Consider the following 11,795-nt stretch of genomic DNA (forward strand, 5'->3'; position numbering starts at 1 on the left):
GGTCCCCGCTGTGGTCCCCGGGCCGCGGAAGGGTGCGACGCCGGGGCCGCGGCCGTGTGGAACGCTGCGCGGCTTCGATGTCCCCCCTGCTCGCAGAGCCTGGGGGAGTGTCCCACTGTGTGATTTGCCCTACGGTTCACACCGCGAAACTGCCGGGTGCGGGATGCTGGCGATAACGTTCGTTCACTTCCCCGGACACCGTGGTGCGGGGCGTCCGTGCCGCAGGGGCGCATCCGGTGCGGTGAGCGAGGCGATGGCGGGGCCGTGCGACATGCCCGGCATGCTTGATGCGCTCGACCTGTGCGGTACTTGTCGGTACGGATGGATGTAGTCGCTTCATGGAGGCAGTGATGGGTGTGGCAGCCGGTCCGATCCGCGTGGTGGTGGCCAAGCCGGGGCTCGACGGCCACGATCGGGGCGCCAAGGTGATCGCGCGGGCCCTGCGCGACGCCGGTATGGAGGTCATCTACACCGGGCTCCACCAGACCCCGGAGCAGATCGTCGACACGGCGATCCAGGAGGACGCCGACGCGATCGGTCTGTCCATCCTCTCCGGCGCGCACAACACGCTCTTCGCCGCCGTGATCGACCTGCTCAAGCAGCGCGACGCCGAGGACATCGTCGTCTTCGGCGGCGGGATCATCCCCGAGGCGGACATCGCGCCGCTCAAGGAGAAGGGCGTCGCGGAGATCTTCACCCCCGGTGCGACCACCCAGTCGATCGTGGACTGGGTCAGGGCGAACGTCCGTCAGCCGGCTCAGGCCTAGCGGCCGCGGCGGCGGGTCCAGGGGCGCGCGGGCGGGGTTCGCGGCGGCGACCGGCCGGTGCGCACGGCGCGCCCGGCGCTCCGGGCGGCCGTCCGGTCCGGCGCAGGCCTGCCGGGTGGCGGGCCGGCCGTCGTCTGTTCGGCAGCGCCCGTCGAGAGGGCGCCCGTCGTCGGTCCTGCATTCGTCGGTCCGGCCGCAGCCGGTCCGGGTTTCGGTCGCCCGGCTGCCGGGGGTCCGCCCGTCGTCGGACGGACCCTGGTCCGCCCGGCGATCCGGGGTCCGTCCGTCGTCGGTCCGGTCGGCCGGGGGCCGGTCGTCGCGGGCCGGGCCGTCAGGGGTCCGCCCGTCGTCGGTCCGGCTTTCGCCGGACTGTCCGGTGCCGCGTTGCTGCGTGTGGGCGGGCTTCGCCGCGGTCCGAAACGCGCCGGGCCGTCCTTCGCCGGCCCTCCCCCCGGACTCCCGTGCCCCGGGAGCCGGCCCTCCGGCGCGCCCGTCCTCGCCGGCCCGTCGTCCGTCGGCCGGTCCCGGCCCGCAGTGCTCCCCGCGGGCACGCTCCCGCCGGGAGGGCTGCCCGTCGTTCAGCCGGCCGGCGGTGGGCCCAGCTCGTCGGCCATCGTCGCGCGCAGCCGCAAGGTCGTGACGAGCCGCTGGAACGCCTCCGCCCAGTAGCCGCCGGCCCCCGGCGACGCGTCCTCCGCGTCGTCGGGCGCCGCGAGCAGGCCGTCCAGGCGGTGCGCCTGCGAAGGGTCCAGGCACCGTTCGGCCAGTCCCATCACTCCACTGAAACTCCATGGGTAACTCCCCGCATCCCGCGCGATGTTCAGCGCGTCGACCACGGCCCGCCCAAGCGCCTCCTCCCACGGCACCGCACACACCCCGAGCAGCTGGAACGCCTCGGACAGTCCGTGCGTCGCGATGAACCCGGCCACCCAGTCGGCCCGCTCGGCGGCGTCCAGGGTGCCGAGCAGCTTGGCGCGCTCGGCCAGGGACACCGCGCCGGGACCGCCGGCCTCGGGTGCCGAGGGTGCCCCCAGAAGGGCTCGCGCCCATTGGGCGTCCCCCTGCCGTACCGCCGCGCGGCACCACGCGGCGTGCAGTTCGCTCTGCCAGTCGTCCGCCACCGGCAGGCCGACGATCTCCTGGGGCGTGCGCCCGCCGAGCCGTGCGGTCCACGTCCCGAGCGGTGCCGCCTCCACGAGCTGGCCCAGCCACCACGACCGCTCGCCGCGTCCCGGCGGCGCCTTGGCGACGACACCGTCCCGCTCCATGCCGGCGTCGCACTCGTGCGGCGTCTCGACGACGATCCGGGGTACCCCGTCCGTACGGTCGACGGCCACGCAGGCGCCCGCACGGGCCGCCATCCGCGCGGCGAGCGCCGACGCGGGCAGCGACGACAGCAGCTCCGCCGCCGTGGACCGTACGTTGCGGCTGCGGTCGGCCAGGGCCTGCTCCAGGAACGGCTCGTCGTCCGGACCGAGCCCGTCGCGCAGCGAGTCGAGGAACATCAGCCGGTCCTCGGCCCGCTCCGACGTCCACGTGGTGGCGAGCAGGTCGCGCGCGGCCGCGGGCCGGCGCGCGCGGAGCGCCGCCAGCAGCGCGACCCGTTCGGCGAACAGGCCCTCCTCCCACAGCTGCCGGATCCGCTCGGCGTCCTCGGCGTCGGGCAGCGCCGCACCGCCGCCCGGGGCCGCTCGCAGGGCGAAGCGCCAGTCCGGGTTGAGCCGGGCGAGCCACAGTGCGCGCGGGCCCGCGAAGGCCAGAACCGCGGGACGCAGGTCGGTGCGGCCGCGCGCCGCGTCCAGCAGGGCGGGCAGGGCCTCCGCGGGCGCCGCGTGACCGCGCGCGTTCACCGCCTGGAGCCACTGGGGGAGCAGCTCCACCAGGTCCGGGGCCGTTCCCCTGCGGCCTCCGCTTCCGGTACCCGGCCGGTCGGCCAGCAGCATCGCGAGCCTGCGGGCCGCCGCGGCGGGCAGTGGCGGGCGCGGGTCCACGGGTGCCGGCTCCGGGCGCTGCGCCGCCGGTGCCGGGCGCAGTCCCGCCCGCCGTCGCACGGTCTCCAGGGCCGCCGCGTCGAGCAGGGCCACCGGGGCGGTCCGGCCGGGCGCGCCGCCCGGGGGCGTGCGGCGGTCCGTGCCGAGCAGGGCGGTGGTGACCAACTCCTCCCAGGCGCCGGACACGGGCGCTTCCACTGGAGCGGAGGTCCTGGTCATGTGGTTCCTTTCCGTTGTCAGGCGGCTGGGAGCCGAGGAAAAGGTCACCCGGGAACGAGTTTCCCGTGCGACGGAACAAATGCGCGGATCGGGACAGAAAGGGCAGTGCTGTCGGTGCGGTCGGCGTGGTCGCCGCGTGCGGTGACCGGGCGGACGTTCGCGCTGGTCGCGGCGGTGGGCGGGACCACTGGTGATGCGGTGGGCACGGTGTGTGAGGGGTGTGGCACGCAGCGTCTTCACCTGTTCAGCGCAGCGTCACGGCGTCCCCCGGGCCCTCCGGCCACGCGGTCAGCGGAGTGAACCCGCGGTGGCCGCACTCACCGAAGACCTTGACCGGGGCGCCGCCCGACAGCGCGACCAGCCGCCACAGGCCGGCGCTGGTGCGGGAGCCCGGGGCGAGGGGCAGCGCGGTGTCGGTCCCGGCGTCGGCGAGCTGCCAGGCGTCGCCGTCCGGTGCGGGCACGACCCGGTCCAGCGTCACCGGGACCGACTCCAGCCACGGGTCCTCCCGCAGGGCCGCTCCGTAGCGGGCCGCCGCCTGCGCCGTCGTCACCCCGGGCGGACGTATGTCCGTGGGGGCGGGGGCCGCGAACTGCTCGCCCAGGGCCACACGGTGCTGCCCGGTGCCCGGATAGGCGGACACCTCCGCGTCCAGGGCCAGGCCCACGGGCAGCACCGTCTCCGGGGCACGGCCACCGGCGCCGTAGGAGAGGACCAGCGCCGTACGGCCGGAGCCGGCGCCGTGCAGCCAGATCCTCCGCGTGGTCAGCTTCGCGTCGGCGGTGTCGTACTGCGCGAGGACGAGCCAGCGGTCCCGCACCGGCGGGCCCTCCGCGGCGGCGGGCAGACCGACCCTGGAGCGGACCGCCGCCCCGAGGCCCTCCGGGAGCCGTTCACGCCGCAGCCAGCCCTGGTCCAGCAGGTGGAGCAGCGCGCACTCCTCCAGCAGGCGAACCGGCCAGCCCGGGCCCGACGACGGGATCGCCCCCAGCTCGCGCACCCGCGCCGCCAGGCCCGGCGCCTGCGCGTCGACCATGCGGGCCGCCGTCTCCTCCCAGAGCCCGTAGCCCGACCGCTCGGCCTCGGCCAGACCGCCCCGCAGCAGGTCGGCCAGCCGCTGCTCCAGCTCCGTCACACCGGCGGTCACCCGTTCCGCCCGCCGCTCCGCACGGCGTCGCGCCGCCTCCGGGTCGGCGGCGCCCGGCGCGGCACCCGCCGCGCTCGCCCCCGGCCTGCCCTCCGCGCGTGTACGCCGGCCGGTCACCCACTGTGCGGCCCAGTCCGGTGGCTGCGCGGCCGAAGGCACCGCGGCGTCGCCGCCGGCCCACAGGAGCAGCAGCCCCAGCGCGTGCTTGCACGGGAACTTACGGCTCGGACACGTGCACTTGTACGCGGGCCCCGAAGGGTCCGCGATGTCGACGACCGTCTGGTACGGCCGGCTGCCGCTGCCCTTGCACAGCCCCCACACCGCCCCCTCGTCGGAACTGCCCGCCTCGGACCACGGCCCGGCCGCTCCGAGTTTGCTTCCCGCTTTGCGTGACGCGGCGTCAGGCGCCAGCGCCAGCACCTGGTCCGCGCTCCAGCGCACCCCCTGCTGAGTCATGTCGTCGACGGTAGGTCCCCCCACTGACAATCGGGCCAGCCATCGCATTCGCGCAGGTGGGAGCGCGTTGTCAGTGCCGTGGTGCACGGTGGTGACAGATCCGAACCGGCCGAGCTGGAGGGGGCCTCAGCCATGTCTGTGTCCGTCGACCCGACATCCGTCGAACCGAGTCAGCACCACCCCGCGCCCGCGAACGCGGACGCTCCTTCCGCCACGGAGGCGGGCGGACCGGACGCGTTGCGGCCGCACGCCGAGGACGCCTTCGCCGCCGAACTCGCCGCCCTGGCGGCGCAGGACGACCGCCCGCGGCCCGCACGCTGGAAGCTGTCGCCGTGGGCCGTGGCGACCTACCTCCTCGGCGGCACGCTCCCCGACGGCACGGTCGTCACGCCGAAGTACGTGGGCCCGCGCCGCATCGTCGAGGTCGCCGTCACGACCCTCGCGACCGACCGTGCCCTGCTCCTGCTCGGCGTGCCCGGCACGGCCAAGACATGGGTGTCCGAGCACCTGGCCGCGGCGGTCAGCGGCGACTCGACACTGCTGGTGCAGGGCACCGCGGGCACTCCGGAGGAGGCGATCCGCTACGGGTGGAACTACGCGCAGCTGCTCGCCCACGGCCCCAGCCGCGACGCCCTCGTGCCCAGCCCGGTGATGCGGGCCATGGCGGAGGGCATGACGGCCCGGGTCGAGGAGCTGACCCGTATCCCGGCCGACGTGCAGGACACCCTCATCACGATCCTGTCGGAGAAGACCCTGCCGATACCGGAGCTGGGCGAGGAGGTCCAGGCGGTCCGTGGCTTCAACCTGATCGCCACCGCCAACGACCGCGACCGCGGGGTCAACGACCTGTCCAGCGCGCTGCGCCGGCGCTTCAACACGGTGGTGCTGCCGCTGCCGGAGTCGCCCGAGGCCGAGGTCGACATCGTCTCCCGCCGTGTCGACCAGATCGGCCGCTCCCTCGACCTGCCGGCCGTGCCCGAGGGCATCGACGAGATCCGGCGCGTCGTGACCGTCTTCCGCGAACTGCGCGACGGCGTCACCACCGACGGCCGCACGAAGCTGAAGTCGCCCAGCGGCACCCTGTCGACCGCCGAGGCGATCTCCGTCGTCACCAACGGCCTCGCGCTCGCGGCCCACTTCGGCGACGGCGTGCTGCGGGCCGGCGACGTGGCCGCGGGCATCCTCGGCGCGGTCGTGCGCGACCCGGCGGCCGACCGCGTCATCTGGCAGGAGTACCTGGAGACGGTGGTCCGCGAGCGCGACGGCTGGAAGGACTTCTACCGGGCCTGCCGGGAGGTGAGCGCGTGACCGGCGACCGGCGACACGGCAACGGCGATCCCAGCTGGACCGGCGGACGAGGGGGACGGTGTGGCGGGAAGTGACAGGGGCGGCGCCCGGCAGCGCGGCGGACAGCCGCTGCTGCTCGGAGTGCGGCACCACGGTCCCGGCTCCGCGCGGGCGGTGCGGGCCGCGCTGGAGGCGGTGCGGCCGCGCACCGTGCTGATCGAGGGCCCGCCGGAGGCCGACGCGCTCGTCCCGCTCGCCGCGGACGAGGGCATGCGGCCGCCGGTCGCGCTCCTCGCCCACGCCGTGGACGAGCCCGGCCGCTCGGCGTTCTGGCCGCTGGCCGACTTCTCCCCGGAGTGGGTCGCCCTGCGCTGGGCCCTGCGGCACGACGTGCCGGTCCGCTTCATCGACCTGCCGGCCACGCACACGCTGGCGTGGGAAGGAGCCGGCAGCGGCCAGGATGCCGGGCCGCCCGGGGAGCCGGGCACCGGCGCCCCCGCGGAAGCGGGGGAGGGGAGCTCCGGGGAGGAGGGGACCACGGAGCACCCGCCCGCCGGAGAACTGCGCGTCGACCCGCTCGCCGTGCTCGCCGGGGCAGCCGGGTACGACGACCCGGAGCGCTGGTGGGAGGACGTCGTCGAGCACCGGGGCGCGGGGGCTTCCGACGCCCTCGCCCCGTTCCTCGCGCTCGAGGAAGCCATGGGTGCGCTGCGGGAGACCTACGGAAGCGGAGGACACGACCGCGACCTCGTGCGCGAGGCGTACATGCGACTTCAGATACGGGCCGCGCAGCGGGAGTTCGGGGACGGCGTCGCCGTGGTGTGCGGGGCCTGGCACGTGCCCGCGCTGCGCCGGAAGGCCTCCGTCACCGCCGACCGGGCGCTGCTCAAGGGGCTGCCCAAGGTCAAGGCGGACATGACGTGGGTGCCGTGGACGCACCGCAGGCTGTCCCGGGCCGGCGGCTACGGCGCGGGCATCGACTCGCCGGGCTGGTACGCCCATCTGTTCTCCGTGCCGGACCGGCCCGTGGAGCGGTGGCTGACCAAGGTGGCCGGGCTGCTGCGGGAGGAGGACCGGATCGTGTCCTCCGCGCACGTCATCGAGGCGGTGCGGCTGGCCGGGACGCTCGCCGCGATGCGCGGCCGGCCGCTGCCGGGGCTGAGCGAGACGACGGACGCCGTCCGCGCGGTGATGTGCGACGGTTCCGACGTGCCGCTCGCGCTCGTGCGGGACCGGCTCGTCGTCGGCGACGTGCTGGGGCAGGTCCCCGAGTCGGCGCCCGCGGTGCCCCTGCAGCGGGACCTCGCCCGGCTCCAGCGCCGGCTGCGGCTCACGCCGGAGGCGCTGGAGAAGGAGATCGAGCTCGACCTGCGCAAGGAGAACGACGCAGGGCGCAGCAGACTGCTGCACCGGCTGCGGCTGCTCGGCGTCGGCTGGGGCGAGCCCACCGCCTCGCGGGGCAGCACGGGCACCTTCCGGGAGACCTGGCGGCTGCGCTGGGAGCCCGAGCTGTCGGTGCGGATCGCCGAGGCCGGCGTGTGGGGGACCACCGTGCTCGGTGCCGCGACCGCCAAGGCGGAGGCGGACGCCCTCGCCGCCCAGGCCCTCGGCGAGGTCACCGCGCTCGCCGAGCACTGCCTGCTCGCCGACCTGCCGGAGGCGCTGCCGGTAGTGATGCGGGTACTGGCCGACCGGGCCGCGCTCGACGCGGACGTCGGACACCTCGCCCAGGCCCTGCCGGCCCTGGTCCGCTCGCTGCGCTACGGCGACGTACGCGGCACGGACACGCAGGCCCTCGCGGAGGTTGCCGCCGGCCTGGCCGAACGCGTCTTCGTCGGCCTGCCCCCGGCGTGCTCCGCGCTCGACGCGGACGCGGCCGAGGAGATGCGGCGCCACGTCGACGCCGTCCACGGAGCGGTGGGCCTGCTGGACGACACCCCCGCCGCCGCGCACGGCGACCTGCGCGGCCGCTGGCACTCCGTGCTGCGCGTGCTGTCGGGGCGGGACACGGTGCCCGGTGTCATCCGGGGGCGCTCGGTGCGGCTCCTGCTGGACGACGGCGAACTCGGGCCGGACGAGGCGGCGCGGCTCATGGGTCTGGTGCTGTCGCCGGGCACGCCGCCGGCGGACGCGGCCGCCTGGATCGAGGGCTTCGTCGGCGGCGGGGGCGGCCTGCTGCTCGTCCACGACGAGCGGCTGCTGGGACTGGTCGACACCTGGCTGACCGGCGTGCCGGCCGAGGCGTTCACGGACGTGCTGCCGCTGCTGCGGCGCACCTTCTCGGCGTACGAGCCCGGAGTGCGCAGAACCCTCGGCGAGCTGGTCCGGCGCGGTCCGGGCCCGGCGCGCGGAACCGGGGCCGCGATGGCCGGCGTGCCCGGGTTCGCCGCGGACCTCGACGAGGAGCGGGCGGACGCCGTGCTGCCGGTGGTGCGGCTGCTGCTGGGCCTCGACGAGCCCGGCGAGCCGGTCGTCGGCGAACTGACGGGGGCGGCGTGATGACGGGCGCGGACAGGGGCCATGGGCGGGTCGGCGGCCTCGGACGCCGCGCGGCAGGGGAACACCGGCGGGACGGACCCGCGGGCCGGGGCGCGGAACGTGCGGGCCGGGGCGCGGGAGACAGTGGTGGCGGAGTGCGGGACGGGAGCGGGCGCGTGAGCAGGGAACTCGACGATGCGGCGCAGGAGCGCCTCCGCCGCTGGCGGCTGGTGCTCGGCGGTGGCGCGGCGGACGGCACCGGATGCCCGCTCTCGGGCCGGGACGCCGCGATGGACGGGGCGCTCGCCGCGCTGTACGGCAAGGGCGGCGCACCGAGGACGGGACGGGAGCGTTCGGCGGGGCTCGGCGCCTCGGCACCCTCGGTGGCGCGGTGGCTCGGGGACATCCGGACGTACTTCCCGTCGTCCGTCGTGCAGGTCATGCAGCGGGACGCCATCGACCGGCTGGGGCTGTCCGCGCTTCTGCTGGAGCCGGAGATGCTGGAGGCGGTGGAGGCGGACGTGCACCTCGTCGGCACGCTGCTGTCGCTGAACAAGGCGATGCCGGAGACGACGAAGGAGACGGCTCGGGCCGTCGTACGCAAGGTCGTCGAGGACCTGGAGAAGCGGCTGGCCACCCGCACCCGGGCCACCCTCACCGGCGCACTCGACCGCAGCGCCCGCATCAGCCGGCCCCGCCACCACGACATCGACTGGAACCGGACGATCGCGGCCAACCTCAAGCACTACCTGCCCGAGTACCGCACGATCGTGCCGGAACGGCTCATCGGCTACGGGCGCGCGTCCCAGTCCGTGAAGAAGGAGGTCGTCCTCTGCATCGACCAGTCGGGGTCGATGGCGGCGTCCGTCGTGTACGCGTCGGTGTTCGGCGCGGTGCTGGCGTCCATGCGGTCCATCAGCACGCGGCTGGTCGTCTTCGACACGGCGGTCGTCGACCTCACCGACCAGCTCGACGACCCGGTCGACGTCCTCTTCGGCACCCAGCTCGGCGGCGGCACGGACATCAACCGCGCGCTGGCGTACTGCCAGTCGCAGATCACCCGCCCCGCCGACACGGTGGTGGTGCTGATCAGCGACCTGTACGAGGGCGGCATACGGAACGAGATGCTCAAGCGGGTGGCGGCGATGAAGGCGTCGGGAGTCCAGTTCGTGACGCTGCTCGCGCTGTCGGACGAGGGAGCGCCCGCCTACGACCGCGAGCACGCGGCCGCGCTGGCGGCGCTCGGCGCACCGGCGTTCGCCTGCACACCCGACCTGTTCCCGGAGGTGATGGCGGCGGCGATCGAGAAGCGGCCCCTGCCCGTACCGGACGCCGCCTGACGGACGGAGGGGAGGCCCATGCCCGCTGACGGTGCGTGAACCGGATGCAGCCACCCGGCCACCAAAACGGACATGACTACCCATCGGTAACGCGGGGCTTGCGCAACCTCGGGAGTCGCGTGCGAGGATCGACGCCCTGCCGGCGGCGCGCAGCGTGCCGTCCGCCCCCTACCGCGTCGTAGCGACCCGTCAGTTGTCCGCCGCACGGGAGGAACCGCCCCGTCTTGATCTGGCCAGCAGCCCTGCCCGGCGCCGCCCTGCGCGTCCCGCGCACGGTGGCCGGGCGGCGTGCGCTGCGTATGGGGCTGCTGCTGGGCGCCTTGTTCCTGCTCGGCCTCCTCGGCGGGGAGCGGGCGCAGGCCGCCGGACGAGCGGCGCACCCTGCGGACGGCGCGGCCACCGCGCCCGCTGCGGCGTACGGTCTGCGGCCGTCGGCCGACGGCATGGCCGAACAGGGCGTGAACGGTCCGGCCCGGCGCCGGCCTCACGGAGCACCGGGTGCGGCGGACCGCCCGCACAGGGGCGCCGCCGGGAGCGGCTTCGCCCGAAGCGGCGAGGGTGAGAGCCCGCTGGCCGGGGCCGCGAGCGGCGCGGGCAGGTGGGCATCCGTGGGCTACGCCGACGCACTGATGTGCGGGGACGCCGCGGCCGGCTCGCCGTCCGCGAGTGGCAGGGCCGCTCCCGCGAGCGGTATGCCTGTCTCACCGTCCGCGGGTGACCGGCACCTCTGCGTGCCCGCGAGCACGGGCACCTCTACGTCCGCGCGCACGGGCATATCGACGCCCGCGGGGACGGCCACCTCGGCGTCCGCGGGGACGGGTGCCTCTACGCCCACGGGGACGGGCACTTCTACGCCCGCGGGTGCATGGGCGACGGAAGCGGCCATGGAGCCGGCGTCCACCGGCAACGGTTCCTCCGCCGCCGGCTCGTCCGCCACGGACCTCCTGCCGCAGCCGTCCGCCGGTCAGGTGCTGCGCCCGGTTACCGACTCGGTCGCCGGTCAGGTGCTGCGCCCGGTGACCGACTCGGTCGCCGGTCAGGTGCTCCGCCCGGTGACGGACTCGGTCGTCGGGGCCGCCGGCACGCACATCCTGCGCCCGGTCGGGGACCTGGTCGACAGCGTGGTCGAGGGGCTGGCCGAGGCCGGCGCCGACACGCCCTCGCTGCCGGGTCTCCCCGGCCTGCCGGGTGTACCGACGTCGCCTTCCTCGCCGTCAGTGCCGGACCTGCCCACTCCCCCCGAACTGCCGGCCGACGCGTCCGGACTGCCTGATGTTCCCGAGCTGCCCGGCCAGGTGCTGCCGGTGCCTCACACACCGGCGCCCGGGACGCCACAGCCGGGCGCCGTCGCGCCGTCCGCGCCCTCCGCCGGTCCCGCCGCCGGCGGGCAGGGCGGCACCCCGGCGCGCACCACGGGAGCGGTCGCCTTCGGGCCGCGCCTCAACAGCGGGGTCCTCGTCGCGGACGCGGCCGCGCACAGCCCGGCCCGGCGCACCGCCGCCGGCGGCCCCGCCCCCTCGCACCGGGCGCCCGGTGACACGGACGGCGCGCTGGCCGGCCAGTCGACGGCCGACGGCGGCACGTCCCGGCCCGGCGACGCGCACGCCGTCAACCTGACCGCCCGGGCCCCGCTGCCGCTGGTGCCCGGCGCCGCCGCGTCCGAGGACGCGGCCGGGACCCGGGACACGTACCGGGACATCCCCGTCTTCCCCGGCTAGCACCACCGCCGTCCCCCGCGCCCTCCGCGGGGGAAACAGGCCTGCCCAGCCGTCCGCACGCGCGCCGCGTGGCTCCGTGCGGATGCCGAACGGATGCCGCACGGATGCCGTCGAAGGGGTTGCCCCCGCCGGCCGCACCCCCTGACAGTGCGCGCGACTTCCTCCTGCGTCGCCGGGGCAGGCACCCCGATCCCTACGGCTGCCGCCCGCTGGATCGCCGTGCTGGACCTCCACCGCGGCTCCTCGGGCGTCTCCGTGCCCGGCCTGCATGGCGGCCCTTTGGGTGTCACCGTGCTCGGCCTGCATGGCGGCCCTTTGGGTGTCACCGTGCTCGGCCTGCATGGCGGCCCTTTGGGTGTCACCGTGCTCGGCCTGCAGGGCGGCCCTTTGGG

At 76.0% G+C, this 11,795-nt stretch carries 7 protein-coding genes; 5 read left to right on the plus strand and 2 right to left on the minus strand.

Going from position 1 to position 11,795, the window contains the following annotated elements; all coding sequences use genetic code 11:
- Nucleotides 1–350: 350 nt before the first annotated feature.
- The gene (locus ABZ920_RS09020) at nucleotides 351–767 is read left to right on the plus strand and encodes a cobalamin B12-binding domain-containing protein (RefSeq protein ID WP_361500515.1); all 417 of its coding nucleotides are present in this window, start codon (nucleotides 351–353) and stop codon (nucleotides 765–767) included.
- A gap of 578 nt (nucleotides 768–1,345) precedes the next feature.
- Here the strand turns inward: ABZ920_RS09020 and ABZ920_RS09025 are convergent.
- Together ABZ920_RS09025 and ABZ920_RS09030 are read right to left on the minus strand one after the other, a co-directional pair.
- Entirely contained in the window at nucleotides 1,346–2,977 is a 1,632-nt protein-coding gene (locus ABZ920_RS09025) for a DUF5691 domain-containing protein (protein WP_361500518.1), read from the minus strand.
- Nucleotides 2,978–3,221: 244 nt separating this feature from the next.
- The gene (locus ABZ920_RS09030) at nucleotides 3,222–4,580 is read right to left on the minus strand and encodes an SWIM zinc finger family protein (protein WP_361500521.1); all 1,359 of its coding nucleotides are present in this window, start codon (nucleotides 4,578–4,580) and stop codon (nucleotides 3,222–3,224) included.
- A gap of 132 nt (nucleotides 4,581–4,712) precedes the next feature.
- On the opposite strand from ABZ920_RS09030, the gene ABZ920_RS09035 reads away from it, so the two are divergent.
- The 4 genes from ABZ920_RS09035 to ABZ920_RS09050 all read left to right on the plus strand — a co-directional run bounded on the left by ABZ920_RS09035 (nucleotide 4,713) and on the right by ABZ920_RS09050 (nucleotide 11,403).
- Complete coding sequence (locus ABZ920_RS09035) at nucleotides 4,713–5,888, plus strand: AAA family ATPase (RefSeq protein WP_361500524.1); 1,176 nt, start codon at nucleotides 4,713–4,715, stop codon at nucleotides 5,886–5,888.
- Between the two features lie 60 nt (nucleotides 5,889–5,948).
- Complete coding sequence (locus ABZ920_RS09040) at nucleotides 5,949–8,366, plus strand: DUF5682 family protein (protein WP_361500527.1); 2,418 nt, start codon at nucleotides 5,949–5,951, stop codon at nucleotides 8,364–8,366.
- A gap of 155 nt (nucleotides 8,367–8,521) precedes the next feature.
- A complete protein-coding gene (locus ABZ920_RS09045; protein WP_361500530.1) occupies nucleotides 8,522–9,685 on the plus strand; it encodes a VWA domain-containing protein in 1,164 nt (387 codons plus the stop codon).
- Between the two features lie 884 nt (nucleotides 9,686–10,569).
- Nucleotides 10,570–11,403 (plus strand): hypothetical protein, encoded by an 834-nt coding sequence (locus ABZ920_RS09050; protein WP_361500532.1) that lies wholly within the window; start codon nucleotides 10,570–10,572, stop codon nucleotides 11,401–11,403.
- The last annotated feature ends 392 nt before the right edge of the window (nucleotides 11,404–11,795 follow it).

Origin of the sequence: Streptomyces sp. NPDC046831 (assembly GCF_040645305.1) — a bacterium.
Lineage (GTDB): Bacteria > Actinomycetota > Actinomycetes > Streptomycetales > Streptomycetaceae > Streptomyces.